The 26,070-nt window shown below is 38.9% G+C and carries 27 protein-coding genes; 19 read left to right on the top strand and 8 right to left on the bottom strand.

The features are described 5' to 3' along the window. Nucleotides 1-993, top strand: coding sequence for a LacI family DNA-binding transcriptional regulator (locus AB3N04_RS08770; protein WP_368505673.1), 993 nt, complete (start codon nt 1-3; stop codon nt 991-993). Nucleotides 994-1,067: 74 nt separating this feature from the next. Here the strand turns inward: AB3N04_RS08770 and AB3N04_RS08765 are convergent, their stop codons facing one another. Beyond that, the gene (locus tag AB3N04_RS08765; protein WP_368505672.1) at nt 1,068-1,208 is read right to left on the bottom strand and encodes a hypothetical protein; all 141 of its coding nucleotides are present in this window, start codon (nt 1,206-1,208) and stop codon (nt 1,068-1,070) included. 84 nt (nt 1,209-1,292) lie between these two features. Between AB3N04_RS08765 and rnhA the strand changes: the two genes are divergently transcribed. The 6 genes from rnhA to AB3N04_RS08735 all read left to right on the top strand — a co-directional run bounded on the left by rnhA (nt 1,293) and on the right by AB3N04_RS08735 (nt 7,565). Continuing rightward, a complete protein-coding gene (rnhA, locus tag AB3N04_RS08760; protein ID WP_368505671.1) occupies nt 1,293-1,925 on the top strand; it encodes a ribonuclease H in 633 nt (210 codons plus the stop codon). A 39-nt stretch (nt 1,926-1,964) separates the two neighbouring features. Then, on the top strand, nt 1,965-3,326 hold the full coding sequence (locus AB3N04_RS08755; protein WP_368505670.1) for an aldehyde dehydrogenase: 1,362 nt from the start codon (nt 1,965-1,967) through the stop codon (nt 3,324-3,326). 35 nt (nt 3,327-3,361) lie between these two features. After that, nucleotides 3,362-4,675, top strand: coding sequence for a lysine N(6)-hydroxylase/L-ornithine N(5)-oxygenase family protein (locus AB3N04_RS08750; RefSeq protein ID WP_368505669.1), 1,314 nt, complete (start codon nt 3,362-3,364; stop codon nt 4,673-4,675). A gap of 271 nt (nt 4,676-4,946) precedes the next feature. Further along, a complete protein-coding gene (locus tag AB3N04_RS08745) occupies nt 4,947-5,492 on the top strand; it encodes a peroxiredoxin (RefSeq protein WP_368505668.1) in 546 nt (181 codons plus the stop codon). Nucleotides 5,493-5,575: 83 nt separating this feature from the next. Then, entirely contained in the window at nt 5,576-6,028 is a 453-nt protein-coding gene (locus tag AB3N04_RS08740) for a TlpA disulfide reductase family protein (protein ID WP_047973500.1), read from the top strand. A 76-nt stretch (nt 6,029-6,104) separates the two neighbouring features. Next, nucleotides 6,105-7,565, top strand: a complete 1,461-nt coding sequence (locus tag AB3N04_RS08735) for a catalase (RefSeq protein ID WP_368505667.1) — start codon at nt 6,105-6,107, stop codon at nt 7,563-7,565. A gap of 37 nt (nt 7,566-7,602) precedes the next feature. Here the strand turns inward: AB3N04_RS08735 and AB3N04_RS08730 are convergent, their stop codons facing one another. Beyond that, nucleotides 7,603-8,151 carry a GNAT family N-acetyltransferase gene (locus AB3N04_RS08730; RefSeq protein ID WP_368505666.1) on the bottom strand — a complete coding sequence of 183 codons (549 nt, stop codon included), beginning with the start codon at nt 8,149-8,151 and terminating at the stop codon, nt 7,603-7,605. 206 nt (nt 8,152-8,357) lie between these two features. Between AB3N04_RS08730 and AB3N04_RS08725 the strand changes: the two genes are divergently transcribed. Then, complete coding sequence (locus tag AB3N04_RS08725; protein ID WP_368505665.1) at nt 8,358-9,977, top strand: gamma-glutamyltransferase family protein; 1,620 nt, start codon at nt 8,358-8,360, stop codon at nt 9,975-9,977. 69 nt (nt 9,978-10,046) lie between these two features. On the opposite strand, the gene AB3N04_RS08720 is transcribed toward AB3N04_RS08725, so the two are convergent. Beyond that, the gene (locus AB3N04_RS08720) at nt 10,047-10,496 is read right to left on the bottom strand and encodes an Lrp/AsnC family transcriptional regulator (protein WP_368505664.1); all 450 of its coding nucleotides are present in this window, start codon (nt 10,494-10,496) and stop codon (nt 10,047-10,049) included. Between the two features lie 224 nt (nt 10,497-10,720). Between AB3N04_RS08720 and AB3N04_RS08715 the strand changes: the two genes are divergently transcribed. The 4 genes from AB3N04_RS08715 (at nt 10,721) to AB3N04_RS08700 (ending at nt 15,602) form a co-directional block, all read left to right on the top strand. Then, nucleotides 10,721-11,290, top strand: a complete 570-nt coding sequence (locus AB3N04_RS08715; RefSeq protein WP_368505663.1) for a chromate transporter — start codon at nt 10,721-10,723, stop codon at nt 11,288-11,290. After that, nucleotides 11,287-11,826 carry a chromate transporter gene (locus AB3N04_RS08710; protein WP_368505662.1) on the top strand — a complete coding sequence of 180 codons (540 nt, stop codon included), beginning with the start codon at nt 11,287-11,289 and terminating at the stop codon, nt 11,824-11,826. Before AB3N04_RS08715 ends, AB3N04_RS08710 begins: the two co-directional genes overlap by 4 nt. 136 nt (nt 11,827-11,962) lie before the next feature. Then, nucleotides 11,963-13,735, top strand: a complete 1,773-nt coding sequence (locus AB3N04_RS08705) for a M3 family oligoendopeptidase (RefSeq protein ID WP_368505661.1) — start codon at nt 11,963-11,965, stop codon at nt 13,733-13,735. Between the two features lie 169 nt (nt 13,736-13,904). Then, on the top strand, nt 13,905-15,602 hold the full coding sequence (locus AB3N04_RS08700) for a methyl-accepting chemotaxis protein (RefSeq protein ID WP_368505660.1): 1,698 nt from the start codon (nt 13,905-13,907) through the stop codon (nt 15,600-15,602). Between the two features lie 35 nt (nt 15,603-15,637). Here the strand turns inward: AB3N04_RS08700 and AB3N04_RS08695 are convergent, their stop codons facing one another. The 3 genes from AB3N04_RS08695 to AB3N04_RS08685 form a co-directional block, all read right to left on the bottom strand. Then, nucleotides 15,638-16,672, bottom strand: coding sequence for a cytochrome d ubiquinol oxidase subunit II (locus AB3N04_RS08695; protein ID WP_317123017.1), 1,035 nt, complete (start codon nt 16,670-16,672; stop codon nt 15,638-15,640). Between the two features lie 36 nt (nt 16,673-16,708). After that, nucleotides 16,709-18,052 carry a cytochrome ubiquinol oxidase subunit I gene (locus AB3N04_RS08690; RefSeq protein WP_368505659.1) on the bottom strand — a complete coding sequence of 448 codons (1,344 nt, stop codon included), beginning with the start codon at nt 18,050-18,052 and terminating at the stop codon, nt 16,709-16,711. A gap of 127 nt (nt 18,053-18,179) precedes the next feature. After that, the gene (locus tag AB3N04_RS08685) at nt 18,180-18,320 is read right to left on the bottom strand and encodes an FbpB family small basic protein (RefSeq protein WP_317123019.1); all 141 of its coding nucleotides are present in this window, start codon (nt 18,318-18,320) and stop codon (nt 18,180-18,182) included. Between the two features lie 190 nt (nt 18,321-18,510). On the opposite strand from AB3N04_RS08685, the gene AB3N04_RS08680 reads away from it, so the two are divergent. The 4 genes from AB3N04_RS08680 (at nt 18,511) to AB3N04_RS08665 (ending at nt 20,818) form a co-directional block, all read left to right on the top strand. Then, entirely contained in the window at nt 18,511-18,933 is a 423-nt protein-coding gene (locus AB3N04_RS08680) for a hypothetical protein (protein WP_368505658.1), read from the top strand. A gap of 239 nt (nt 18,934-19,172) precedes the next feature. Then, entirely contained in the window at nt 19,173-19,319 is a 147-nt protein-coding gene (locus AB3N04_RS08675) for a hypothetical protein (protein WP_368505657.1), read from the top strand. Between the two features lie 77 nt (nt 19,320-19,396). Beyond that, nucleotides 19,397-20,356 carry an MBL fold metallo-hydrolase gene (locus AB3N04_RS08670; protein WP_368505656.1) on the top strand — a complete coding sequence of 320 codons (960 nt, stop codon included), beginning with the start codon at nt 19,397-19,399 and terminating at the stop codon, nt 20,354-20,356. 99 nt (nt 20,357-20,455) lie between these two features. After that, nucleotides 20,456-20,818, top strand: coding sequence for a hypothetical protein (locus AB3N04_RS08665; RefSeq protein ID WP_368505655.1), 363 nt, complete (start codon nt 20,456-20,458; stop codon nt 20,816-20,818). Nucleotides 20,819-21,291: 473 nt separating this feature from the next. On the opposite strand, the gene AB3N04_RS08660 is transcribed toward AB3N04_RS08665, so the two are convergent. After that, entirely contained in the window at nt 21,292-22,500 is a 1,209-nt protein-coding gene (locus tag AB3N04_RS08660) for an MFS transporter (protein WP_368505654.1), read from the bottom strand. Nucleotides 22,501-22,642: 142 nt separating this feature from the next. On the opposite strand from AB3N04_RS08660, the gene AB3N04_RS08655 reads away from it, so the two are divergent. From AB3N04_RS08655 to AB3N04_RS08645, 3 genes are all read left to right on the top strand, one after another. Further along, nucleotides 22,643-23,023: an OsmC family protein gene (locus AB3N04_RS08655; RefSeq protein ID WP_368505653.1), complete on the top strand. Its 381-nt coding sequence runs from the start codon at nt 22,643-22,645 to the stop codon at nt 23,021-23,023. Nucleotides 23,024-23,128: 105 nt separating this feature from the next. Next, nucleotides 23,129-24,499, top strand: coding sequence for an MATE family efflux transporter (locus tag AB3N04_RS08650; RefSeq protein WP_368505652.1), 1,371 nt, complete (start codon nt 23,129-23,131; stop codon nt 24,497-24,499). A gap of 34 nt (nt 24,500-24,533) precedes the next feature. Beyond that, nucleotides 24,534-25,148, top strand: a complete 615-nt coding sequence (locus AB3N04_RS08645) for a YitT family protein (RefSeq protein ID WP_368505651.1) — start codon at nt 24,534-24,536, stop codon at nt 25,146-25,148. Between the two features lie 49 nt (nt 25,149-25,197). Here AB3N04_RS08645 and proC read toward each other — a convergent pair whose 3' ends face one another. Further along, the gene (gene proC / locus AB3N04_RS08640) at nt 25,198-26,001 is read right to left on the bottom strand and encodes a pyrroline-5-carboxylate reductase (protein ID WP_368505650.1); all 804 of its coding nucleotides are present in this window, start codon (nt 25,999-26,001) and stop codon (nt 25,198-25,200) included. Nucleotides 26,002-26,070 lie beyond the last annotated feature (69 nt).

The following is a 26,070-nucleotide window of genomic DNA, read 5'->3' as shown; positions in this document are numbered from 1 at the left end:
ATGGCTACAATAAAAGATATCGCAGAAAAAGTAGGCGTTTCGATAGCAACGGTTTCAAGGGTTCTTAATTATGATGTTACATTGTCGGTCGGAGACGAGACAAAAAAGCGGATCTTCGAAGCGGCTGAAGAGCTTTCTTACACTAAATATAAAAAAAGAAAAGCTTCTTCAAGGAAGATATCGATTCTCCATTGGTATACAGAAAAAGAAGAGCTAGATGATCTGTATTATATGTCTATTCGATTAGGTGTAGAAAAGCAGTGTGAAGAACAAGGATTAGAGCTTGTGAAATTCTACTATGATGATTTAGATAAAATGAAAAAGAACGGAATTGAAGGCATTATTGCAGTAGGGAAATTTAGTGTTGAGCAAATTAAAGAAATGAATGCGGTTTCTGAAAATATTGTCTTTGTTGATTACAGCCCTCCCTGTGATAAGTATGATTCTGTTGTGATCGATTTTGAGAAAGCTACATATAAAGTACTTGAATATCTTGAAAAACAAGGGCATACAGAAATTGGTTATATTGGTGGTCATGAAACGTTTCGCAATGAGACAACTGTACTAGAAGATCCACGGGAAAAAATGTTTCGAGAGTATTTAAGAGAAAGAGATCGCTTGAACGAAGATTGGGTCTATATTCTTCAATTTTCAGTCAATGATGGATATAAGCTAATGAAGCAAGCGATTGAAGATCATGGTGATCAGTTGCCTACTGCCTTTTTCGTTGGGAATGATGCGATGGCAATTGGTTGTGTAAAAGCTTTGTTAGAAGAAGGAATTAACGTACCTGAGAGAGTGAATATTATTGGAGTCAATGATATTAGCTTATCTAAATATGTCTACCCATCTCTTTCGACTGTTAAAGTGTTTACAGAACAAATGGGAGAAGCAGCTGTCGATTTATTGGTAGAGCGAATTACTGAAGATCGTGTAGTAACGAAAAAGGTAACTTTGTCGACGGAATTAATTATTAGAGATAGTAGTTTTTAAGATCATCAACATAAGAACATCAAAGAGGAGGGGGATTGGCCCCCTCCTCTTTGATGTTCTTAAAATCCTTTCAATTACTTTTCTTTCCCTTTACGATTTGCTTTATTCGATCCATTATCAATCATTTCGCTTGCTACTTCTTGATTAAACATGCTTTCTGTTGGTGTTTGGTTATTAGTAAGTGCTTTATTTTGTTGCTTATTACGTTTAGTCATCACCAGTACTCCTTTCGTTGTGTAATTATGGTTTCATTGTTACTATTTGATTAAAGCGAAAACTTATACGAAGAAGGTGTCACGATGGCCAAAAAGAAATATTATGTGGTTTGGAATGGACGGAAAAAAGGTATTTTTACCACTTGGGCAGAATGTGAAGCACAAGTAAAAGGCTTCACAGGAGCTCGTTTTAAGTCCTTTCAGTCAGAAGCTGAAGCAAAGGCAGCTTTTAGCGGAGGAACAACATCGGGATCGCCATCAAAAACCAAAAGAAGCACTTCTGCAAAAAAAGAAGTAGATGTTGTAGCAGAAGTGAACTGGGATAGCATTTCAGTAGATGTTGGTTGTAGAGGGAACCCTGGAATTGTTGAATACAAAGGAGTTCACACCCAGACGGGTGAAATTTTATTTGCTCATGATGAAATTCATATCGGGACTAATAACATGGGTGAGTTTCTGGCGATTGTCCATGGATTAGCCTATTTAAAAGAGCAAGGTTCAAATAAACCTATTTATTCAGATTCGATGACTGCTATTAAATGGGTCAAACAAAAGAAAGCAAAATCAACACTTGATCGCAACGAGAGAACGGCATATATTTGGTCCCTTATGGATCGTGCCGAAAAATGGTTACAGGAAAATGATTATCAAAACCCAATCTTAAAATGGCACACGGAAAAATGGGGAGAGATCAAAGCAGACTACGGAAGAAAATAAAGTTATAGTTAAGAAAACACTAATTAAAGGGGGCCAACTATGTACACGTCGTTACGAGAAAAGCAGAAGCAGTTCTTCTATACTGGTCAAACAAAAGAATACCGCTACCGAAAAAAGCAATTAGAACGGTTAAAAGAAGCCATGCAGCAAAATGAAGATGAGTTGCTTGAAGCATTGAAAAAAGATCTTAATAAAACGAATGAAGAAGCTTTTTTAACAGAGCTTGGCCCAACGTATCAGGAAATCACGCATACGCTTAAGCATCTAAAAGAATGGATGAAACCAGAAAAGGTTAAAACACCTGCTTCTCATGTCGGATCAATTGGAAAAATTCATTATGAACCGTATGGTGTGGCCTTAATTATTGCTCCTTGGAACTATCCCCTTCAATTAGCGCTCTCTCCTTTAGTCGGAGCAATCGCTGCTGGAAACTGTGCCATCGTTAAGCCTTCAGAGTTAACCCCACACACATCTAGAGTAATTGCTAAACTATTAGATGAAACCTTTGATGAAGAGTACATCAAAACGGTAGAAGGTGCGGTTGATGTGAGTCAAGCTCTATTAAGAGAGCCATTTGATTATATTTTCTTTACGGGAAGTGTAGGAGTCGGAAAGATCGTAATGGAAGCAGCCTCAAAGAATTTGACTCCCATAACACTTGAGCTCGGTGGCAAAAGTCCAGCTATTGTTTCTGATGATGCGAAGTTAGACCTTGCTGCTAAGCGAATTGCCTGGGGGAAATTTTTAAATGCTGGTCAAACCTGTGTAGCACCTGACTATGTTCTGGTACATGAAAAAGTGTACCCTGCCTTTTTGAAAAAGATCAAAAAGCATACTAAAGCATTATTTGATAAAGCGTTGGAGCAAAGAACCTATCCGCAAGTCGTAAGTGAGCGTCATTTAGAACGGTTAGTAGGGTTTATACATGATGGTGAAGTCCAACTAGGTGGTCATTACAATGTGGAGAACCGCACACTAACACCAACGATTTTAACAAATGTAGAATGGAACTCATCCATTATGCAAGAAGAGATTTTTGGACCGATTCTTCCGATATTTACGTACCAATCACTTAATGAAGTATTAGATAAAGTTCGTGAAAAAGCGAACCCGCTTGCTCTATATGTCTTTACAGAAAGCCAAAAGGTTGAAGCAACAATTACTGAAAACGTATCTTTTGGGGGTGGTTGCATCAATGATACGGTAATGCACTTAGCTACTCCTTACTTACCTTTTGGTGGTGTAGGTGAGAGTGGGACTGGTGCCTATCACGGAGTGGAAAGCTTCCGTACATTCTCCCATCGCAAGAGTATATTGAAGCAATCCACAAAAGTAGATCTTCCATTAAGATATAAACAAGGTAAATTAACGATGAAGGTATTGCGCAAATTAATGAATTAGCTCGTTGAAAATCTAAGATGGGTAGGTAATCATAAATGAAAGATAGTCATTACGATGTTATCGGTGTTGGAGTGGGTCCTTTTAATCTAGGATTAGCTGCATTGCTTGAAGAGAGAACGGATAAGAAAGCCGTCTTTTTTGATAAATCCGAGGTGTTTCAGTGGCATCCTGGAATGTTGCTTGAGCAATCTGACCTTCAAGTACCATTTTTGGCAGATCTAGTTACCCTTGCAAATCCCACAAGCCGATACAGCTTTCTTAATTACTTGCACGTACACAATCGCATGTACCAATTTTATTTCTTCAAACGATTTGATGTGCCAAGACTTGAATACAATGATTACTGCAATTGGGTCGTATCAGAGCTTGGTAATCTTCAGTTTGGTCATCTCGTTACGGATGTAGTGTATGATGAGGGAAATAAAATTTATCAAGTAGAGGTTCAGGCTGTACAGTCAAAAGAAACGTTTACGTGTACGGCTGAACATATTGTGATAGGAACGGGAAGCGCTCCATTGATCCCAAGTCCAATTGACGAAAAGCTCAATGATGATATTATTCATACAAGTCGATATAAGCATTATGAACAAGATTTCAAAGAGGCAAGAAGCATAACTGTGGTAGGATCAGGGCAAAGCGCAGCTGAAGTGTTTTATGATCTTCTGCAAACGCAAGTAGACAATCACTATCAACTTACGTGGTTCACCCGCTCGGCGGGGTTCTTTCAACTTGAATCAGGCAAGCTAGGGCAGGAAGTATTCTCTCCTGATTATGTTGATTATTTTCAAAAGCTTCCTTATGACAAAAGGAAAGATGCCTTGCCGATGCTTGGTGGATTACGAAATGGCGTTGAAGCAGAAACGTTACATGCTATTTATGACCTTCTGTACCACCGCTCGATCAATAGGGAAGATCTTGCCGTTACAATCCAAGCTATGACTGCTGTGAATGATGTAGTGAAAGTAGAGCCAAGGTTATATAAACTTAAATGCGAACAATGGCAACAGGAAGAAGAATTTACACATGAATCAGAAAAGGTTATTTTTGCTACGGGCTATAAACCGTATATGCCAAAGTGGTTGTTAAATATGCAAGATGACTTTAAATGGGAAAGTGAAAAAGAATTTGTCGTCACGCGTGATTATCGATTAGCCTTTCATAATGAACGTACCAACCATATATTCATACTTACTAATCTAGAGCATTCTCATGGTGCTAGTGCGACAAATCTAGCACTATCCGTTAGACGGAACCAAACCATTATCAATTCAATTGTTGGTGATGAGATTTATCCATTGCAGTCAAATACCGTTTTTCAACAATTTGATAGAAAAGAGCCCAGATCATAGTCTAGTGACTATGATCTTTTTTGGTTTCAGTGAGCATATAATTTATCATTAATAAGCAGTTATTGATAAAATTAAAACAGTGATAATAAGAGGACCTTATCCTATAATCCTTTTATATGGCTATTTGGCATGCTGATTATAGTGAAAATTTAATAACGTTAATTATTTAATTAAAATTATTATTAATAAGTGTTGACATCAGTTGTCTACCTGGGTAAAATGATAACTGTAATCAAATAATAATAATTATAAATAAGGAGTTGTTCTAACAATGACTGACAAACGTATGGTAGCAAAACAAGCTCCCCGATTCGAAATGGAAGCTGTTATGACTAATAAAGAATTTGCGAAAGTAAGCCTTGAAGAAAATATGAAAAACGATAAATGGACAGTATTATTTTTCTACCCAATGGATTTTACTTTTGTATGTCCAACTGAAATTACTTCTATGAGTGATCGTTTTGATGAATTTGAAGATTTAGATGCAGAGGTTATTGGGGTATCAACAGATACAGTTCATACTCACAAAGCATGGATCAATACATCTCGTGATGACAATGGTCTTGGAGAGTTGAACTATCCATTAGCTGCTGATACGAATCACACAGTATCACGTGAATATGGCGTTCTTGTAGAAGATGAAGGAGTGGCACTTCGTGGATTATTTATCATCAGTCCAGAAGGTGAATTAATGTATTCGGTCGTTAATCATAACAACATTGGGCGTGATGTGGATGAAACATTACGTGTCTTACAAGCATTGCAAACGGGTGGACTTTGCCCGGCTAACTGGAAGCCTGGTCAAGAAAACCTTTAATAAAAATATCTTAAATTAAATAGAAAGGGGCAGATTGTCCCTTTCTCTAACCTAAATGATTCAGAGAGAAGGAGAGAATTGAAATGAAATTACGTGAAGAAATGCCAGAATTAACAGGTGCAACAAAATGGTTAAATGATGAAGTTACAAAGGAAGAATTGCTATCAAGTGGGAAAGCTACATTAATCCATTTTTGGTCTGTAAGTTGCGGATTGTGTAAGGAAGCTATGCCTGAGATCAATGAATTCCGTGATGAATTTGAGGATGAATTAAATGTAGTGGCAGTACACATGCCACGTTCAGAAAAAGATCTTGAGTTGTCTGTTATTGAAGCGATGGCACAAGGTCATGACATTAGTCAGCCTACTTTTATTGATAGTGAACACAAATTAACAGATGCATTTGAGAATAAATATGTCCCTGCTTACTATGTATTTGATGAAGAAGGAAAGCTTCGTCACTTCCAAGCTGGCGGAAGTGGTATGGATATGCTGCGTAAACGTGTGAATCGTGTATTAGGAAATGAACAGAAGTAATTCTCTTAAACTCAAACTCTTTAGAAGAAGATAGAATTTCAAACGATATTTAAGCCTATTAGGAGGAATTCACATCATGAAAAAGTTATCAACAAACCAAGGTGCTCCCATTTATGATAACCAAAATTCACGTACAGCAGGTCAAAGAGGCCCAACGCTACTTGAAGATTACCAATTAATCGAAAAGCTGGCCCACTTCGATCGTGAACGTATTCCAGAGCGTGTCGTACATGCACGTGGTGCGGGTGCTCACGGTGTCTTTAAGGTGAAGAATAGTTTAAAGCGTTATACAAAAGCTGCTTTGTTCCAAAATGAGGGACAAGAAACACCATTATTTGTTCGCTTTTCTACGGTTATTCATGGTCAGCATTCCCCTGAGACTTTGCGTGATCCGCGTGGATTCTCGGTCAAGTTCTTTACAGAAGAAGGGAACTGGGACTTTGTTGGTAATAATTTACCTGTATTCTTTATTCGTGATGCAATGAAATTCCCTGATATGGTTCATTCCTTAAAGCCTGACCCACGTACGAATCTTCAAGACCCTGATCGTTATTGGGATTTCATGACGCTTCGTCCTGAATCAACAAATATGATGACCCATCTATTCTCGGATGAAGGGATTCCGGCGAGCTACCGTCATATGCGTGGATCAAGTGTTCATGCTTTCAAGTTGATTAATGAATATGGCAACATGGTCTACACCAAATTCCGTTGGGTACCAAAGCAAGGTCAGAAGAACCTCTCAATGGAAGAAGCGGCTAAGGTGCAAGCTGATAACTTTAATCATGCTTCACAAGATCTATATGAGGCGATCGAAAAGGGTGACTATCCAGAGTGGGATCTATATGTTCAAATTCTAGATCCGGCTGATATGGACAAATTTGATTTTGATCCATTAGATGCTACAAAAGATTGGTTTGAAGAGGATATCCCTTATCAGCTTGTAGGGACAATGACTCTTAACAGGAACCCTGAGAATGTGTTTGCTGAAACGGAGCAGGTTGGGTTTAACCCAGGTGTTGTCGTACCTGGTATCGAGCCTTCAGAAGATAAACTTCTACAAGGCCGTTTATTCTCATACTCAGATACGCAACGATACCGTGTGGGTCCAAACTACTTACAGCTTCCAATTAACTGCCCATTTGCGCAAGTGAATAACAATCAGCGTGATGGTGCGATGACATTTAAGGAACAATCAGGTCATATTAATTATGAACCAAACCGTTATGAAGATACACCGAAAGAAGACGGTGCTTATGCTGATCCACAAACACCAATCCAAGGGGTAACAGGTCGTCAACCGATTGATAAACCAAATGATTTCGGTCAAGCAGGTCAAGTGTGGAGACGTTATTCTAAAGAAGAGCAAGATGCAGTGATTAAAAATATAACTGCTGACCTTGAAGATGTAGCAGAGCAAACGGTAATGCTTGCAATCTGTAACTTCTATCGTGCTGATGAAGAATTTGGTCAGCGTTTAGCGGATTCTCTGGGAAAAGATATTACTCCGTATGTGGAGAAGTTGAAGCAATTGTAATAAACGAAAGATGAGTCTAATCTTAGACTCATCTTTTTTATATAGGTTGTTCCCATTCGCTTTTAAGCATCCCGTAGATAATATGATCGACATAATGATCATAGAGCCATTCGGTCTGACGGACAGTACCTTCTTCTTTAAATCCTAGACGCTCGGGGATAGCGCGACTTTTTTTGTTTTCTACAGCTGCATGAATTTCCACTCGATTTAATTTCAACTCGCTAAAGGCATAAGCGGTCAATGCTTTTGCAACATCGGTCATAATCCCCTTTCCTTGATACTCACTTCCTAGCCAGTAGCCAATATACGCAATTTTATTCGTCCAATCAATTTTATTAAAACTAGCTATACCAACAATTTTTCCTTGGTACATAATCACAGTGGTAAGGCTCTTTTGTTCGCCATAATTTTTCAGGAATGAGAGAAATGAAGCTTTCGTGTCTTCAGCCGTCTTAGAAGAATCAACCCAAGGAAGCCACTCTCTTAAATAAGACCTGTCCTTATCCACTAATTGAAAGGTTTCTTCGGCATCTTGAATAGAAACTAACTTTAATGCGAGGTCATTACGAATTTGATAGAGAAACATGAGTGAACCCTCCTGATGGATAAAATTTCTATATACCTTACCATGGTTCTAGTTTCATGAGCAACTAGATTTGTAAATAAAGATTAAAACTTTACGTACAAAAAAACTAGTAATATAATAAAAAAAGTACATATTGAAAGAAAATTATAATTTTTCACTTTTATTCGTCAGTTATATAAGGTTTTTACAAACAAGGAGGAAAAGTAATGACTGTTCAATATAATCCACAGTGTTATCCGTATTCATCAAAGCGTAATGTGACGTATGGAAGAAAAGGGATGGTTGCAACGTCCCAACCTCTTGCAGCTCAAGCAGGGCTGGATATCTTAAAACAAGGAGGGAATGCAATTGATGCAGCGATTGCTACTGCAGCTTGTTTGACTGTAGTAGAGCCAACATCTAATGGTATTGGTTCAGATTGTTTTGCTCTTGTATGGGTAGATGGAAAGCTACATGGTTTAAATGGAAGTGGACAAGCACCAGAGTCGCTATCAATTGAAGCGGTTAGAGCAGCAGGTTACGATAAAGAATTACCTAAATTCGGAATGACACCTGTTACAGTGCCTGGTACACCTAAAGCTTGGGCGGAGTTATCAAAGAAATTTGGAAAGCTATCACTTACAGAAGTATTAGCGCCTGCTATTGAGTATGCGGAAAATGGATTCCCAGTCTCACCAACACTTGCTATATATTGGAAAGGAGCATTCGAGACATTTTCGAAGCTCTTTAAAGGGGAAGAGTATAAGTCATGGTTTGCCACATTTGCTCCTAACGGGAAGGTACCAGAAGCAGGAGAGATGTGGAGCTCACCGGGTCATGCAGATACGTTAAGAAAAATAGCAGAATCCAACGCAGAAGCCTTCTACACGGGAGAGATTGCAGATGAAATCGACTCCTATTTCAAGCAATATAATGGTTACTTGCGTAAGGGAGACTTAGAAGCTTACGAACCAGAGTGGGTGGAACCGATCTCAGTCTGTTATCGTGGATACGATGTATGGGAGATTCCTCCGAATGGACAAGGACTCATTGCATTAGAAGCTTTAAAGATATTGGAAGGTTATGAGTTTGCAGAGAAAGATTCAGTGGACACCCTTCACAAGCAAATAGAGGCAATGAAGCTTGCTTTTGTCGATGGGATGAATTATATTACTGACCCTAAAGAGATGAAAGTTTCTCCAGAAGCCTTACTTTCAGAAGCATATGCAAATGAGAGAAGATCGTTAATCGGGGAGGAGGCAATGAATCCTGAGCCAGGAACTCCACCAAAAGGAGGAACGGTTTATCTAGCAACTGCAGATAGTGAGGGGAATATGGTCTCCTTTATCCAAAGTAACTATATGGGATTCGGATCTGGAATTGTGATTCCTGGCACTGGGATTGCCATGCAAAACCGTGGACATAATTTCTCTTTGGACGAGAATCATGATAATTGTTTGAAGCCCGGAAAGAAAACCTATCATACGATTATTCCAGGTTTCTTAACGAAAGATAATGAAGCAGTAGGGCCATTTGGGGTGATGGGTGGCTTTATGCAGCCTCAAGGACATGTGCAAGTGGTTATGAATACAGTTGATTTTCACTTGAATCCACAAGCTGCTCTAGATGCACCACGCTGGATGTGGTCAGAAGGTAAAACGGTTCACGTGGAAGGGAGTTTGCCAACTCATTTAGCACAAGCCTTGAAGCGAAGAGGACATGATATTCAGGTGGCTCTTGATGGAGGGCCATTTGGAAGAGGACAGATTATTTGGAGAAATCCTAAAACGGGCGTACTAGCCGGTGGTACAGAGCATCGTACGGACGGTGAAGTGGCGGCCTGGTAATGAAGAAAAAGGGTTCATCCGTTAAGGTTGAGCCCTTTCCTTGTTTGTTTATAATCTTTAGAAATAAGTTTATAACTTTAAGCCACTGCGGCTTTTAAAGCGTCGTAATAAGATATGACTCTCTACACGGGTGATTCCTTCTAATGCATATAGTTCTTCATTAATAAAATTTTCTAACTCATCAAAGTCTTCTACTAAAACATGCATATGTAGAGTACTTGGCCCGGTCATTTGATAGCAACTTGCTACTTTTGGATTTTCTGCTAGCGTTTCTGCTACCCGTACGAGCGAGGTCGGTTCACAATCAACCTCAAAAAAAGCAGAAACCGACTTACCTACTTTATCTGAATTAATGACGACACTGAATTTCTCAATCACGCCTTCTTCAGTTAGCTGATGGATTCGCTCCCTTACGGCCACCCGTGAGAGCCCTAATTCCTTGGCGATATCGACATAAGACATTCGTCCATTGTCTGTTAATAAAGCTAAAATTCTTCGATCAGTCGCATCTATTTTCATCGTAGTCACCACTTATTCTTTAAGCTTCTTTCATTATATAAAAGCAAGGTGCATCTGTCACTTTTTGCTTTTAAAAAATAAGGAGGTAGGGTTGTAGGTTGTCTAATGCAGGAATGAAATAAAAATATGTATTTATAGTTCATTTGTTAAGTTATATAAGGTAAAATGTAATCATTAATTATAAAAATAGAAAATAATATGATCTTTTTGTTGGGAGTGAGAGAATGGATATTTCCTTACAGCGTGACCTGTTCATCGCGTTTTTTCGTTCAGGGATGCTTGGGTATGGAGGGGGACCTGCTACGATTCCACTTGTACACAAGGAAGTAGTGGAGCGTTTTAAATGGATGAATGATCAAGAGTTTGCTGATGTATTAGCCCTTGGCAATGCATTACCTGGTCCGATTGCAACGAAAATGGCGGGGTATATTGGCTATAGAGTGGGAGGTTGGGTCGGTCTTATAAATGGATTAATCGCAACTGTTCTACCGACTGTACTTCTAATGATTGGACTAATCGGCCTTCTTTCTTCCTATCGTGATTCAAGAATAGTTGCTGGCATGACAGCTGCTGTAGCACCCGTTGTTGGTGTAATGTTATTTGTGCTAACTGTGCAATTTTTGAAGCAATCGAAAAAAGGGATAGGGCTACTCATAACATTGGCATTAAGTATTGTTAGTTTAATCGCTTATCAATTCTTAAACATCCATCCGGCTATTGTCATTGGAATATTAATTGCTTATGGCTTATTAGCTCGTCCAAAAGGTGAAAAGAAAGGAGAGGCTTCCTCATGATCTATTGGGAACTTTTTTTAGCTTTCTTCATTCCTGGGATTGTCGGATATGGCGGGGGTCCTGCGTCTATACCGCTTATTCAAACAGAAGTCGTTAATCGTTACGGCTGGTTAACGGTTGAAGAGTTTGGAGAACTACTTGCCATTGGAAATGCATTGCCTGGTCCGATTGCAACAAAAATGGCGGGATATATTGGATATGAAGTAGGTGGAGTGATGGGTGCCTCGGTAGCTTTATTTGCTACAGTCGCTCCCTCCTTAGTCATAATGATTTTCTTACTTGGTATCCTTTATAAATTTAAAGATTCACCACGTGTCAAACGAATGACTGCTTTAATTAAACCAACCATTGCCATCTTACTTGGAGTATTAGCGTTTCAATTTTTCGATACATCTGTGGTGAATACAGGGTGGTTACAAACAGGCTTTTTAATTATTATTAGTTGGCTTTTGCTTGAGAAGTGGAAAGTACATCCTGCTTTTGTCATTGCAGGAGCTTTGCTTTATGGGGGATTATTTTTAGGGCATGGTGCTTGATGACAAGGAGGGCTATCCTTCGGGGGAGCCCTATTTTAAATTTATTTAAATGTTCAAAATCTTATAGCGATATAAAGAAAGGTTTGATAAAGTGATAATAGTACGAGAAGCGAAATAATTAAGGAGGAATATACATATGAGTTATCCACAGAATTGGGATTTAGAATCATTTTTTAAAGGGGGGAGTACATCAGAGGAGCTTCATTCATTTGTTCAGAATACAGATCAAATATTAAAAGAGCTTACTCAAAGATTAAATCAGTCTCTATCATTAAGAGAACTTGAAACAGTTATTCATCATCTTCAAGAGGTGATGCAGCATACGAGAGAATCGGGAGCATTTATTAGTTGTTTAACTGCTCAAAATGTAAAAGATGAACAGGCTACATTATGGCAGGGGAAGGTACAAGAACAATTTACAGCTGTCCAAAATCTTGTGGTAGGTCTTGAAGAAAAACTTGTGGCTCTCACTCCTGATGAATGGAGCACGTTAATTGAAACCGAATCATTAAAAGAGGTTCGCTTTAATTTAAAAGAAAGAAAGGATGCAGCAGATGACAAATTAAATCCCGCTGAAGAAAAGCTTGCTGCTGCACTAGCAATTGATGGGTATCATGCATGGGGTGCAGTGTATAACCAGGCAGTAGGTCGTATGCAAATCCCTTTTGAGGAGAATGGAGAAACAAAGCTTCTTTCAGCAGGACAGCTTCAAAATCGTCTCAATAGCTCTAATCGAGAGACTAGGGAACAAGCATCTGTTGTATCTGAAGAAGCATGGCAAAAGGAAGCACCGTTATTTACATCGACGCTCAATCATTTAGCTGGTTACCGATTAAAGCTGTACGAAGCACGTGGATGGAATGATGTGTTAAAAGAGCCACTTGCTATAAACCGAATGAGTCAGAAAACACTTTCAGCAATGTGGGAGGCTATTACAGAGAATAAACCTCGTTTTTATGAATTTATGGAACGCAAGGCACAATTACTAGGTGTAAAAAAACTTGCGCTTAACGATGTTCATGCTCCTCTTCCAACAGAGGAAGATGCTACGATTTCATATGATGTGGCTTGTGATTTAATCATTAAGCATTTTAATAAATTTAGTCCAAAGCTTGCTAGGTTCACAGAAGGGGCTCTTCGTGATGGCTGGGTAGAGGCTGAGGATCGCGCTGGTAAGCGTCCTGGTGGTTTCTGCACCTCGTTTGGATTATCAAAGCAATCACGCATTTTCATGACGTATGACGGGACAATGGCCAATGTTGCTACCCTGGCGCATGAATTAGGTCATGCTTACCATAGTCACTGCTTAAAAGAAAAACAACCTTTTGCCCAACGTTATGCGATGAATGTTGCAGAAACAGCCTCGACTTTTGCAGAAACGATTGTAGCGGATGCACTGGTCAGTGAGGCCGAAGATGCAGAGGTGAAACTTGCTTTACTTGAAAATAAAGTGAACCGAGCACTTGCTTTCTTTATGAACATTCATGCTCGATTTCTCTTTGAAACTCGCTTTTACGAGGCTCGTAAAGAAAAGCTCGTTTCAACAGGAGAGTTAAATCAACTAATGGAAGAAGCACAGCGCGAGGCGTATGGAAATCAACTAGAAACCTATTCACCAACTTTCTGGGCTTCAAAACTTCATTTTCATATTACTGGTGTCCCTTTCTATAATTTCCCTTATACGTTTGGTTACCTATTTAGTATGGGAATTTATAAGCGTGCTCTTGAAGTGGGTCGTTCATTTGAAGATGATTATATTTCTCTGCTCGAAGACACAGCGAGTATGAGTGTTGAAGAATTAGCTGAAAAACACTTACAAGTAGATTTATCAACTAAGACATTCTGGCAAGAAGCAATTAATGTTGTCTTAGCCGATGTGGATGAATTTATGAAGTTAACAGATAACTAGTATAAATGACCAAGAAGTAAAGTGTTGCTTCTTGGTTTTTTTAAATAGGTCTTTATTACCGGTATAAAAGGTAATGTTTTATATCTTTTTTTAGAGATATTATGGTAAGATATATTTGCAATCAATGGAATTCGTCAAAAATTGCAAATATATAAGGCAGGTGAAGTAGATGGGGAGAGGTTCAGTAGGTCAAAAGTTGATAGCTAGTTTCGTTTTAGTCGCTATTATTTTCAGTATTGCTAGTTTGTTTTCCTACATAAATGTTAAGAAAGTTGACCAGTCATACCAGGAGTTAACTGGTTTATTTCGAGATCTAGAAGTGGCTTCTTTAAGAATGGAAAGTAATTTAAATCGGACGAGCAGTAATCTTAGAGGATACATGTTGACAGGTGAGCGAGAGATGCTTGAACGCTTCTATGAATATAATGGTCAAGTGAATGTGTATATAGAAGAGCTTAAACTATTAATACCAGATGGAGATGTAGCCGAGAGAACGGAGCTACTAAGCCAACTAAATAGCGATTACTTGCAACAATCAAATGTTGCAATTAATCAATTTCAATTGAATCCTGAAGGAGCAATTGAGATTGTAAATACTGAAGTCCTCCCCATTGCTAGGGAAATACTTGCAGAATCCGAAGAGTTTACGAATCAAATTGCCGACTATCGTACAGAAAGAGCAGATGCAATAGCAAGTGATGTACAACAGTCGATTGTTTTAACAGTCATTATTAGTATCATTGCATTTATTGTAGCTATTGGATTAGGTATCATATTATCAACAGTTATTACAAAACCACTGAAACGAATGAAATCAGCTGCTGAACGAATGGCAAGTGGTGACTTAACAGTGACGGCTGCTAAAGTGAGAGGCAATGATGAAATGGCTGCTTTAGCAACTGCATTTGGATTAATGCAGGAACAGCTTCGTACATTAGTGAGTCAATTATTAACGAACTCAGATCAAGTGGCGGCTTCCTCAGAAGAGTTATCAGCTAGTGCTGAACAGACATCACGCGCAACCGAGCATACCGCTTCAGCCATAGAGAGAATTGCAAAGGGGACAGATGATCAATTGCATGCTTCTGATAAAAGTAGAGTGCTGTTAAGTGAAGTGGCCAATGGTGTAGAAGAAATTGCAGCACGTGCGACAAATGTAGAGGAGCAATCTGAGGTGTCCCGCCAATACGCAGCTGATGGTGGCAAGCTCGTACGAGAAACCGTTGTAAAAATGAATGCCATTGATCAATCTGTTAAAGATTCTGATCAAGCGATTCAAGGAATGTCTTCAAAAGCTGAAGAGATTGGTGGTATTTTAGATGTCATTCGTAGCATTGCTGATCAAACAAATCTTCTTGCCTTAAATGCAGCGATAGAAGCAGCAAGAGCAGGTGAGCATGGGAGAGGATTTGCTGTCGTAGCAGATGAGGTGAGAAAGTTAGCTGAACAGTCTTCAAATAGCACGCTGCAAATCAATGATTTAATTTCAGCCATGCAAAAAGAAACGAAGCTTTCAGTATCCATGATGGATCTTGTAAAGGAAGAAGTGCGTGTTGGACTTGAAACAGCAAATAAAACGGATGAAAAGTTTACGGCTATTAGTGAAACAATTGAGTCGATGAATGAGCAAATAGAACAGATGAATCGAACAGCTCAAGCAATGGCTGAGAAGTCATCGGTCGTTTCTGACTCGGTCAATAACATGACGAGCATTGCCAAAGAATCAGCTGAACACACTTCCACCGTCAGTGCCTCGGCAGAAGAGACATTAGCGTCAATGGAAGAGGTAACCTCATCAGCCCATGCATTAACTACAATGGCTGAAGAATTACAACAACTTGTTAAAACATTTAAAATAGATCATTAAAAAAGAAGGATCATTTGATCCTTCTTTTTTATCTGTTAATGAGATTCTTCTTGCTTTAAATAACGTTTATCTTTCATAAATAATCTCCAAAAGAAAATAAAAATTGGAACTAGAACCGCCATACCAACCCCATATCCGATTAGCAACAACTGAAACATGGTATCGTTTGTAAAGGCATCATAAATGGTTACGTCTGGATATAAGAAATAAGGCATATGGGCAGAACCATAGGCAAAGCTAGCTAAACCAAATTGGAGAGCGATCAATAGAACAGCTACTCGCGGTTGCCCGATACTTACTTTTTTAGAAGGCCACCATAAGGCACTATAGCCAATGGTAAAGGCAAGTAGAGATAAAGTGAACCAAAGCCATTCATTTGCCATGTTTTCAAACATCCAAAAAGCTTCAGGGATCAAGGTGAAAATAGCAGCAACGGCGAACGCTAACGTTATCGGTCCTAGAACAATCGCATTTTTACGGTAGACATGATAGGTTTCTTCAGAATTGGCCTCTCGCGCATAATCACTTAAAAGGAGAGAAGATAAGAAAAGCTCTGTACTTATTCCAAAGCCGATATGGGTGTAGAATGTTGGACTTGTGAAAAGTTGATTCACTAATACATATTGCCGGTCGCCAACCGTTTCAACAAAACCTCCTATTGCTGCAGGTAAAATGCTGACAAGAAGGGCGGGGATTAAAAGCCCGGTCACTCCAGAAATAATCACAAGCATATTCGTGTATTTTTGAACTGAATAGGAGTACACCATAAATGCACTTCTGATTGTCAATAAAATTAAGACGAGACAAAAGGGGACAATTAAAATTGTTCCTAGAGAGGAAGCCGCACCAGGAAAGAAACCAACAAGCGCGACAACCAGTAACACTAGAAAAACATTAGTCACTTCCCATGAAGGGGATAAGTAACGATTCGCAATGCTGGCTGCTTTTGTGTCCGTTCGTTTTCGATAGAACATTGCCCAAAAGCCTGCTCCAAAATCGATCGAGCCTGCAATGGCGTAGACGAATAAGAAGATCCACAAAATGATAATGGCAATATAAACGTTCTCCATTTTTATGTTTGATCCCCTTTCTTTTTGAAGTGAAAACTACGTAGTTGATAAAGGTTGTTCAAGTTCATGGGTAACCGGATTACGTTTGAAATAGAAATGCATGACAAGCCCGGTTAAGACCAATAGGCTAATATAGAGGGTTAGAAATAATATGAAGAGCGTGCCTAAATTACCTGAATTTGTAGCTGCTTCTGCAGTACGTTGAACACCGAAGATTGTCCAAGGTTGTCTACCTGTACAACTGAAAATCCATCCTGTCTCAATTCCAATCATGGCAAGAGGACCTCCAAGAACAAGGGCACCTAAAAGCCATTTAGGTAGAGGTTTTTGTTTTTTACGCCCCAAAAACCAAAATACCCAGTAAAGGGCAGCTAATCCAAGTAGAGCTGTACCGATTCCTACCATTAAGTTGAATAAGGTGTGCACAAATAATGGCGGCCACTCATCCCGTGGGAAATCGTTTAAGCCTTGAACAACTCCATCTGTGGTTCCTGTTGCTAACCAACTAAGCATCCCAGGTATTTCAATTCCACCAACTACACGACCAGCTTCAGGGTCTGGTGTACCCAAAATAGCAAGAGGAGCATTAGGTTGAGTTTCAAATAGACCTTCAGCTGCTGCAAGCTTAACGGGGATTTCCTCATGAAGCATAATCGCCGTATCATGACCATTATTCGCAGTGTAAAATGACATAATTAAAGCAACACCTAGCGACAGCATTAATCCTTTTTTGTGATAAGTTGTCTCGCGTTCAGTCAACCCGCCGCGAAATAGTTTATAAGCGGCAACAGAAGCTAACGTGAATGCGCCTGCCATATAAGCACTCCCAATCACGTGCATCGCTGTAACATAGATGCTGGGGTTGAATACAGCTTCGAGTGGGCGGACATTGGAAACGACCCCATCAACGTAATCAAATCCTCTTGGTGTATTCATCCAAGCATGTGCATCCGTAATTAGAACGGCAGATGCAGTTGCGCCTAGAGCTACAAAAAAAACACTTACAATTCTCATTGTAGGAGTGAGCCGGTCAGCTGCATACACGTAAATAGAGAGAAATAATGCTTCAATAAAGAAGGCGAAGATCTCAATTTGAAACGGCAGAGCAATAACTTGTCCAACAATCTCCATATAGCCAGGCCATAATAGTGAAAGCATAATTGCAACAATTGTGCCAGAGGGAATTGCAACTCCAAGTAAAATTGCAACACCTTTCGTCCATCTTTTTGCTAGTAGTCCGTAATCTTCGTCCTTCTTTAGTAAACGCAAAATTTCAGCGAGTAATATCATTAGAGTAATCCCAACCCCTAATGTGGCAAATATGATATGGAACGCCATCGACGATCCAAATAAGCTGCGTGCTAATAAAACGTTATCCATCTCGATCGTTCCCTTCTAGCTGATGTATTCCATGCATTTACTTTGTGTTGTGATCAATGGGATTATGCACTAAATTTTCCAAATGCAAAAAAACCACCTCAATATGAGATGGTTTCGTTAGGGATGATTACTTGGCTTTGACTGTTTTAGATGGAGTATTTCTTTCTTCAATCCTTCTTTCGACTTTAGCGAGAAATTCTGGATCATTTAAAAGCTGTTTTTTATTTTCAAGAACTAATTTATCGAAGTTTATGGCTTGACGTCTCATTAATCACCATTCCTTATTCGTATGACTAGCAAGACAGGCTTGCTGTACTTACATTATACCAAGGTTAGAAAGTATATGATGGTTAAATTGTTACAATTTTTTGAAAAAGGTGAAATTTGACGGTTTGTGTCGACTGTTTCTAATGTATTTCTCTCTCACATAAGATGTAAAAAAGTGAAAGGGTGGTTTGATGAATAGTCATGCCTTAAGACAATTGGCCGAAACCAATTCAATCATAGAAGAATTGATGAAAACAGAAAGTTCAGATGTGCTAATGATTGATTATTTATCTGTAGTGGCGACAAGGGAGGAGGCTTCGTTTTTATGGAGGCAAGTTCTTCAAAGTAGAAGAAGTCATTACGATTGGCTTAGAGGATTGTTTTATCAAATGAATGGACGTTGGCCTGAAGTAGATCAAGAAATTTTCCGGCCGCCTTCTACATATGAGGAAGGGCTCTACATTCAAATAAGGCGATTAGAATATCGGAAAGTACAAATGATGAAGTTAATGAATCAAACCATAACGCTTTATGTTCATCAATCACTGCAAATTATTTATAACCAAATGCAATACGAAGAATTGTTACTAAGGCAACTGCAAAGGTTTGAATAAAGGAGAGCATATCATTTAGCTGGTATGCTTTTTTTAGCTGAAAAAGAACTGGAAAAAATTAATCTTAAATGAAAGCGCTTACCATAAAATTTAGGTGTTTACAAGAGGTTGTTTAATTGTTAGAATATTTTTAACATTTAAAGAAAGCTATTGGAGTTGTTCCTCATCTAATTGAACGGTTGTTCGATGGTGAGGAGGACATTCCCAAAATAAAGAGAAACAACTAGGAGGAGAGAGGCATGACAGTATCAGAAAAGAAAAAGTATGAAGATCTACAGAGAAAAATTGAGAGTTTAACACATGAATTGAACGAGTTGAAGAAAGTTGATAAAGAAGGCTTCGAGCCTCTTGAGACAGATCATTTTCTTACACAAGCATACAATTAATGTTAAAATGGAGATGTTTAACAATTGTTAAACATCTCTCTTTTTTAATGAAGTGAATTTTGGAAGGAGTTATTGTTATGGCCGTGAAGACAGAGAAGATTCATTGTCTTACCATTCCTACACCATTTCTTGTTGGTCCTGTGAATTGCTATGTAATTGAAGGTGAAACGTTAACGCTAGTAGATACTGGTCCGAAAACGGATGAAGGTTGGGAGTTATTAAAGAGTGGTATTGAGTCAATTGGGTATTCAATCGATGATGTAGAGCAAGTAGTCTTAACACATCATCATCCTGATCATGTGGGGTTAGTCGCAAGATTTAGCAAGGCAAAGGTAATTGGGCATCAGTTAAATCAATTATGGCTCTCGCGCGATCCTGACTTCTTTATGCAATATGCTCGCTTTTTTAAACGATTTTACCTTCGACATGGATTGAACGCGGAACAGCTTAAAGTGATTGAGCGATCAAGTCTAGGGTACCTTCACTTTGTGGATAAGTCGAGTGTTGACGTGTTTGTTGCACAAGGAGATAAGTTACCAGGTCTAAGTGATTGGCGAGTCATAGAAACGCCTGGTCATGCACAAAGTCATCTGTTGTTTCTAAGGGAGTCAGATGGAGTTGCAATTGGTGGAGATGTTTTATTATCTAAAGTCTCTTCGAATGCTTTACTTGAAGCTCCTCTAGAGGGGCAGGAAAGACCGAGAACATTATTACAATATCGTGAATCTCTTGAAACAATAAAAAACTTACAAATAAGCGAACTACACACAGGACACGGCCCATCGATTACGGATGTGACTACGCTCATTGATATTCGACTAACAGCTCAAGAAGATAGGGCGCGGGTGATTTATGACCATTTAAAGAGTGGGAAAATGACGGTTAATGAGCTAGGTGCTAAAATGTTTGGGCGTAGTCACCATAAGCAACCTGAACTAACATTTTCTGAAGTGTTTGGTCACTTGGACCTTTTAATGGAAGACGACCTTATTGTCGAACGGCATGAAAATGAGCTCACGTATTTCGAGATAAAGTGAATGGTTATTCATTCATAATTTTAAATTAACATTCCTTTTTATTTCTCTGAATTTATTGGTAATATAATAAGAGAGGCCACTTATGAGGAGGAAAGCGTTATGGAAATGGAAAAGAAACCTTGTCAAACGCTATGCAAAGGATTGTGGATTGGCGGTGCTGTTGCCCTTACGGTAATTCTTGCAAAGAAAGAATGGCGCGAGAAGTTAAAGGAAGAAGCGTCTGAATTAAAAAAGGGTACAACTGAAGCCTTGACCTTTATTCGTGAAAACCGTGAGCAAATCTTTGATCAAGTTCGTGATACTGCAACAGAAGTTTCACAAGTCATTCGTGATATTAGTGAAGATGTGAAAAAGATATCAGAGACTGCTTCTCACCTCAAAGAAAGTTCCGAGGAGATTATTCAAGCTACAAAGGATGCTGCCTCAGAAGTAAAGCAATTAAAAAATAAACCTCATGCATAACTCAAAAGAAATCGGACATTATAATGTTTAAGGACGGCAGATAATCTGCTGTGCTTAACACCGACTCTAGAACAAATAGTTGTTCAGAGATACAATAGGCAAGTTGCGAATTTGTAGTGATAACCTTAATTGAGGTGATTACATTGAAGGAGAATAACATAGACTTTCAGGATTGTTAGTAAACAATATTGAAGTGAGGTGTCTCCTAAAGACAAACATCGTTTCGACCCCAGATTGTTCATTGAATAAAGAATATCTGTTCTAGGTTGGTGAATGGAGGTGACCACATTGCGTCGGTCACCTCCATTACTTTGATGAGAGTAGGTGTATGACATGAGCCAAAAGAAGAAGCCAAAAGCAAATGCTCATCACTCTGGGCATAAGCATGCCAACAATCATAAAACAAGTAGTTCAGCTAATAAACAAAATGGTTACCATTAATTCAAAGCCCTCGTTCTCTTGAACGAGGGCTTTTATATGCTTTCAGTTACTGCTTTAGTAGGAGAAGACGCTTGTTTATTTTTAAAGGCAATGCCGGTGATAAAAATAAAGACGAGCATCCCACCAATAGAATAATAAATACTCCCTGACTCAAAAATATCAATAAATATCCCACCAATAAGTGGTCCGATCATGCTGCCTACCCCAAAGCTTATAGCCATCATCACATTACCCGTAGGCAATAAATGTGTAGGAATAAGATCAGCCAGATACATCACGCCTAGTGAGAAAAATGAACCTACAAAACCACCAGCTAAGATAAATAAAATGAATAAGATCGTGGTCGAACTCTCAAAAGCAATCATGGCAAAAAAACAAAGCGCTCCGAAACTCGATAAAAAGAGCAAGATTTTCTTGCGTCCGACTCGGTCACTTAGTAATCCAAGAGGAAGCTGTGTGATCAGCCCTCCAATGACAAAAGCTGGCAATAATATGGACACCAGTTCAATGGTCATTCCTGAGCGCAAGGCATAGACCGGATAATTACCATGTAAGGAAGCTTCAAGAAAGCCGTATCCAAAGGCTGGCAAGAAAGCGAACCAAGCCAGTTTGAAAACCTCCTTATATCGCTTCCAAGTTGATAACTGACTTCCAGTTTCCATATCTGTTGCCGGGAATTCATTTCGCATTTGCAAAATTAAAAGCCAGGCCAGCGTGCTCAATCCAGCAGATAGTAAAAATGGTAACCATTCATTGATACTAAGTAATCGGGTCATAAAAGGCCCAACTCCAAAGCCTAAACCAAAAGCGAGTCCATAAAGAGAAATATTTCGTCCGCGGTTCTTCGGGGTACTTGTTGTAGTGATCCATACTTGTGTCGCAAAATGAACCATATTATCACCAATACCAATAATAATCCTTAGGACAAACCAAAACCAAAAAGCTTGCCATAAAGGGAGTAAGAGGAGTGAGGTGATCATTAAGACTAATCCAATCGTAATGACAGGTTTATAGCCGTATTTTCTAACAGGATGTTCAATAAATGGGGAGGCGAGTAAAACGCCAATATATAGAGCGGCTGCATTTAATCCATTTAAGGACGAGGAAACACCAGCATCTTCTAACATGATTGCGAGAAGAGGCAAGAGCATGCCTTGAGCAAATCCTGCAATGGCAACCATAATGATCAATACAATCAATCTGTATAAAGGACGGTTTTCAGCTGCTTTTCCTTCAGTCATCGTATCATCATGCTCCTATCTTGATGATTTGTCACAAAGACTATTGTACATTGTATGTAAGGGAATGACTATCTTAAACGAAACAAATGACGGATCACTCAGAAATCGGTACAATAGAGAAGGAAAAAAGGAGGCGTTCACAATGGAATTTACGATGAAGGAAAACGGTTTTGAAACAACAGTGGAATATGGAAGCTTACAGATTTCAGGGAATGCGGAGTACGGGTTTAGACCTTATCAATTATTAGTATCCTCGATAGCTGTGTGCAGTGGTGGTGTATTACGTAAAGTATTAGAAAAGAAACGAATTCCGTATGAGGATATTCATGTTCGAGCTGACATAACTCGTAATCCAGAAGGAGCGCAAGAGATCCAAGCCATTCACATGCATTTTACGATTAGTGGTTGTGATACAACAGAGCAAAAAATCGAGAAATCATTAGAAGTTACTCGTAAGAATTGCTCAATGGTACAATCAGTAAAAGATAGCATCAATATTACAGAATCCTTTGAGTTGAATTAAGAGGTGCGTTCCCTACTGACTTATGTTGTTAGTAGGGCTTTCTCTTTCTATTTACCAGCTGATCATACTATAATAAAGCTTACATGATTAGAAGAAGGGATACATATGAAAACGGCAAAAATAAAGCAGCTTGATTTTACAGAAGGAAGTATTAGACGTAAGATGCTACTCTTTTCGTGGCCGATTTTTTTTGCTAATTTACTCCAAGCATCCTACCAATTTATTGATTCATTATGGGTAGGGAATCTTCTAGGTACTAGTGCATTAGGTGCAGTCTCTATATCCGCTACTGTTGTTTTTACGATCTTGTCGTTTATTATTGGAGTCAACGGAGCGACATTAACGGTCCTCTCTCAACGAAAAGGGGCCAATGATGAAAAAGGATTAAAGGAATCCTTAAATGCATTTGTATTTGTTTTAGGTTCTCTCGCTCTATTGCTTGGGGCCATTGGCTTTATATTTTCAGGGAGTATTTTGCGTGTAATGGGGACTCCAGAAGGGATTCTCCCGTATGCAGAGTCTTATTTGAAAATTAACTTTGTTGGGATTTTATTCTTATTTGGTTATAATTTCATAGGTACTGTCTTACGGGCGTTAGGTGATAGTAAAACACCTATTCGTTTTGTTATGCTTGCGGTTATTTTAAACGCAATTCTTGACCCTTTGTTTATAAGCGTATTTAACCTCGGAATAGATGGGGCAGCATATGCAACCATCATTGCGCAAGGAACCGCTTTTTTGTATGGGTTGATTTATTCTATTTACCGTGCAGGAGTTCCGTTTAGTATACCAACCCTACCTGAGAAGAAGTACTTCCTTGTTTTATTTAAAATGGGTTTGCCATCTGGGTTATCTATGATGGCGATATCAGCCGGTATTTTAGCGATCATGACGGTGGTGACAGGGTTCGGTGAAGATGTTGTTGCTGGATTTGGAGCCTCGCAGCGCTTAGATAGCTTAATTATGCTGCCAGCCTTAACACTCGGCTCTGCTGTTAACAGTATGGCTGGGCAAAATATAGGAGCACAACAATGGGCAAGAGTAAAAGAGGTTGCAAAAGAAGCAGTGACTCTCATTGTGGTGGTAACATTCATTATTAGTACGATTATGTTTATTGGGGCAGAGTACTTCGTGTCACTATTCATACAAGATCCTGATACAGTTGCTTTTGGGAAAATGTATGTTCAGACGATTGCCTTTTTCTATCCGTTTTTAGGAATTAATTTTGTGTTAAATGGGATTGTTCGAGCTTCTGGAGCGATGGTTCAAGTTCTTGTATTGAATATCATCTCTTTTTGGATTTTACGCTTTCCATTAACATTCTTATTTGCCCAATGGTTTGGAGAAAGAGGGATAGCCCTTGGTATGGGGATGAGCTTTGTCGTCAGTAGTGTGATTGCAGCGAGCTATTATTTCCTCGGAAATTGGCGAAAAATAAGTGAAGATGTTGCAAAACAGACAGAGGGTACAAAATAAGTAGTAGTTGATACATTGATGGAGGAATTAGTAGATGTCAGTAAAAGTTAAAAGAGGACTATTTTATCTTGTTGGATTATTGATCTTGTCATTCGGGATTACGATGACCATTTTGGCAGGCTTAGGAGCAGGGGCATGGGATGCTCTAAATGTAGGGCTTTCACTAATGACTCCATTTACAGTAGGGAACTGGGTTATTTTAGTTGGGATCTTCTTAATTATTTTAAATGCGATCTTATCTAAAAGGAAACCGGAGATCTTATCATTGATCACGATCGTCATACTTGGCTTTTTTATCGATTTTTGGTTGTTATTCATTTTTCCAAATGTATTTATAACAGGAGTTGTCTTGCAATATCTTGTTTTAACCATTGGGATTGTCATGATGGCTTTAGGGATAGCGACTTACTTACAAGCGAAATTTGCAGTTATTCCGATTGATCGCTTTATGTTTGTGCTTCAGGACTTGTTTGGAGTAAGGCTAATGGTAGCGAAAACGATTGGTGAAGTGTCCGCTTTAATAGCAGCCTTTGCTGCTGGAGGTCCCATTGGAGTTGGGACAATATTAGTTACTTTTTTAATTGGTCCGTTAATTCAATTCTTCTTTCCGAAACTTGAAAGAATGGTCTATGGAACAAAGGAAGCATAATAGTAAACAAAAAGGTCTGAGTGGGAGCTCAGACCTTTTTGTTTTTTTCTTAGTTTTTTTTCGCTTTAGCGTGGTCATTTGTTGCTCTAACTGCTTCAATAATCGCTTGTTGAAAATGATTTTTTTGTAATGACTTTAATCCTGCATCTGTTGCGCCCCCGGGAGAGGTAACTTGTTCTCTCAAGATCGAAGGATCCTCATAGGTCTTAAGCATTTCCGCACTGCCGATGACCATTTCATTAACTAGATTCTGAGCTTGCTCTGACGTAAGTCCATATTCAGTTGCAACATCGGCGAGAGCTTCGACAAAATAATATAAGTAAGCAGGTGCACTTCCTGTTACAGCAGTCAGATTATGAACCTGTTCTTCAGCTAGCTGTTCTGATTGACCAATCGAATCAAGAATGACTTTCATTGTTTCTTTATGTAGAGGTGTAACATGTTGTCCATATGTATAAAGAGACATGGATTTCCCTACACTTGCTGCTGTATTAGGCATAATCCAAGCAACAGCGACCCCTTTTGGTAAATGGGCTTCTAAAAAGGTAGGGTCTACACCAGCAGCCACGGTTACGACAAATTTTTCTTTTACGTGGGGTGAAAGTTGGTTCAAAACTTTATCATGAGCACTTGGAGGACAAGCCAAAAGAATGGTATCAGCTTGATCGATTACCTCCGTCCAATCTTCTGTTATTTCTATTGGGTACTTTTCTTTTAAGTTCACTAATTTTTCCTTGTTCGATAAATTGGAAACGGTAATCGTTACTTCTTTATTGTGCTTGTTTAGTATTCCAGAAAAAATAGCTTCAGCCATTCGACCGGCACCGATAAATAAAATATGCATATTCTTCATCCTTTCTTTTTCTTATACGGTATCAAAAAGAAGAGCAAACGGAAAGTAACGGATATTTTTTAAGCTTGC

This window comes from Alkalihalophilus sp. As8PL (assembly GCF_040939795.1).
GTDB lineage: Bacteria > Bacillota > Bacilli > Bacillales > Bacillaceae_D > Alkalihalophilus > Alkalihalophilus lindianensis.
Note: the sequence above shows the minus strand (reverse complement) of the source record. Positions and strands in the feature narration are given on the sequence as shown.

What these genes read in the sequence shown, in the direction of transcription:
- AB3N04_RS08770 (WP_368505673.1), top strand. Translation starts at nt 1, where the DNA reads ATGGCTACAATAAAAGATATCGCAGAAAAAGTAGGCGTTTCGATAGCA.
- AB3N04_RS08765 (WP_368505672.1), bottom strand. Translation starts at nt 1,208, where the DNA reads ATGACTAAACGTAATAAGCAACAAAATAAAGCACTTACTAATAACCAA.
- rnhA (WP_368505671.1), top strand. Translation starts at nt 1,293, where the DNA reads ATGGCCAAAAAGAAATATTATGTGGTTTGGAATGGACGGAAAAAAGGT.
- AB3N04_RS08755 (WP_368505670.1), top strand. Translation starts at nt 1,965, where the DNA reads ATGTACACGTCGTTACGAGAAAAGCAGAAGCAGTTCTTCTATACTGGT.
- AB3N04_RS08750 (WP_368505669.1), top strand. Translation starts at nt 3,362, where the DNA reads ATGAAAGATAGTCATTACGATGTTATCGGTGTTGGAGTGGGTCCTTTT.
- AB3N04_RS08745 (WP_368505668.1), top strand. Translation starts at nt 4,947, where the DNA reads ATGACTGACAAACGTATGGTAGCAAAACAAGCTCCCCGATTCGAAATG.
- AB3N04_RS08740 (WP_047973500.1), top strand. Translation starts at nt 5,576, where the DNA reads ATGAAATTACGTGAAGAAATGCCAGAATTAACAGGTGCAACAAAATGG.
- AB3N04_RS08735 (WP_368505667.1), top strand. Translation starts at nt 6,105, where the DNA reads ATGAAAAAGTTATCAACAAACCAAGGTGCTCCCATTTATGATAACCAA.
- AB3N04_RS08730 (WP_368505666.1), bottom strand. Translation starts at nt 8,151, where the DNA reads ATGTTTCTCTATCAAATTCGTAATGACCTCGCATTAAAGTTAGTTTCT.
- AB3N04_RS08725 (WP_368505665.1), top strand. Translation starts at nt 8,358, where the DNA reads ATGACTGTTCAATATAATCCACAGTGTTATCCGTATTCATCAAAGCGT.
- AB3N04_RS08720 (WP_368505664.1), bottom strand. Translation starts at nt 10,496, where the DNA reads ATGAAAATAGATGCGACTGATCGAAGAATTTTAGCTTTATTAACAGAC.
- AB3N04_RS08715 (WP_368505663.1), top strand. Translation starts at nt 10,721, where the DNA reads ATGGATATTTCCTTACAGCGTGACCTGTTCATCGCGTTTTTTCGTTCA.
- AB3N04_RS08710 (WP_368505662.1), top strand. Translation starts at nt 11,287, where the DNA reads ATGATCTATTGGGAACTTTTTTTAGCTTTCTTCATTCCTGGGATTGTC.
- AB3N04_RS08705 (WP_368505661.1), top strand. Translation starts at nt 11,963, where the DNA reads ATGAGTTATCCACAGAATTGGGATTTAGAATCATTTTTTAAAGGGGGG.
- AB3N04_RS08700 (WP_368505660.1), top strand. Translation starts at nt 13,905, where the DNA reads ATGGGGAGAGGTTCAGTAGGTCAAAAGTTGATAGCTAGTTTCGTTTTA.
- AB3N04_RS08695 (WP_317123017.1), bottom strand. Translation starts at nt 16,672, where the DNA reads ATGGAGAACGTTTATATTGCCATTATCATTTTGTGGATCTTCTTATTC.
- AB3N04_RS08690 (WP_368505659.1), bottom strand. Translation starts at nt 18,052, where the DNA reads ATGGATAACGTTTTATTAGCACGCAGCTTATTTGGATCGTCGATGGCG.
- AB3N04_RS08685 (WP_317123019.1), bottom strand. Translation starts at nt 18,320, where the DNA reads ATGAGACGTCAAGCCATAAACTTCGATAAATTAGTTCTTGAAAATAAA.
- AB3N04_RS08680 (WP_368505658.1), top strand. Translation starts at nt 18,511, where the DNA reads ATGAATAGTCATGCCTTAAGACAATTGGCCGAAACCAATTCAATCATA.
- AB3N04_RS08675 (WP_368505657.1), top strand. Translation starts at nt 19,173, where the DNA reads ATGACAGTATCAGAAAAGAAAAAGTATGAAGATCTACAGAGAAAAATT.
- AB3N04_RS08670 (WP_368505656.1), top strand. Translation starts at nt 19,397, where the DNA reads ATGGCCGTGAAGACAGAGAAGATTCATTGTCTTACCATTCCTACACCA.
- AB3N04_RS08665 (WP_368505655.1), top strand. Translation starts at nt 20,456, where the DNA reads ATGGAAATGGAAAAGAAACCTTGTCAAACGCTATGCAAAGGATTGTGG.
- AB3N04_RS08660 (WP_368505654.1), bottom strand. Translation starts at nt 22,500, where the DNA reads ATGACTGAAGGAAAAGCAGCTGAAAACCGTCCTTTATACAGATTGATT.
- AB3N04_RS08655 (WP_368505653.1), top strand. Translation starts at nt 22,643, where the DNA reads ATGGAATTTACGATGAAGGAAAACGGTTTTGAAACAACAGTGGAATAT.
- AB3N04_RS08650 (WP_368505652.1), top strand. Translation starts at nt 23,129, where the DNA reads ATGAAAACGGCAAAAATAAAGCAGCTTGATTTTACAGAAGGAAGTATT.
- AB3N04_RS08645 (WP_368505651.1), top strand. Translation starts at nt 24,534, where the DNA reads ATGTCAGTAAAAGTTAAAAGAGGACTATTTTATCTTGTTGGATTATTG.
- proC (WP_368505650.1), bottom strand. Translation starts at nt 26,001, where the DNA reads ATGAAGAATATGCATATTTTATTTATCGGTGCCGGTCGAATGGCTGAA.